Origin of the sequence: Blautia sp. AM42-2 (genome assembly GCF_003480245.1) — a bacterium.
In the GTDB taxonomy this organism is placed as follows: domain Bacteria; phylum Bacillota; class Clostridia; order Lachnospirales; family Lachnospiraceae; genus Fusicatenibacter; species Fusicatenibacter saccharivorans.
This window is the reverse complement of the sequence record NZ_QUIM01000009.1, coordinates 134359-134820: the sequence shown is the minus strand read 5'-3', so window position 1 is coordinate 134820 and position 462 is coordinate 134359. Positions and strand designations below refer to the sequence as shown.

1 protein-coding gene is annotated in these 462 nt (G+C 43.1%); it reads right to left on the bottom strand.

The window, feature by feature from the left end; translation table 11 throughout:
* Positions 1–462: RNA-guided endonuclease TnpB family protein (locus DW915_RS11235; protein WP_243033823.1), on the bottom strand; the 462-nt coding region annotated here is incomplete at both ends.

Genomic DNA, 462 nt, shown 5'->3' with positions numbered 1-462 from the left:
AACATCAATCCCAATCGTTCCACCCTGATTAGGTCGCGGTTCCGGTTCAAATTCAACATTCAGAACCGCAAAATATTTTCCGGATGGCGTATGCTCAATGGTTACGTGATGAATGTTTCCCACTTCCATTGACTGACGCACTTTCACATATCCAAGCTTCGGAAGTTTGATATATCTTCCCACGATACGAATGTTGTCTTTTTGATTTACCGTTCTGTACGACTGAAAATGGTTATGTTTGCTTTTGAAAGTTGGATGGGACGCCCTTTTTTGAAAAAAGTTTACAAATCCCCGGTCAAGATCCCGCAATGACTGCTGTAATGCGATGGAATCGACTTCTTTCAGAAAAGCAAACTCTTCCTGCTTTTTCAGTTCCGTCAGCATGGCAGAAGTCTGGCCATAGCCGATTTTTTCCCCTTTTTCATAGCCTTCCTTACGCATGGCAAGTCCCCGGTTATAGAT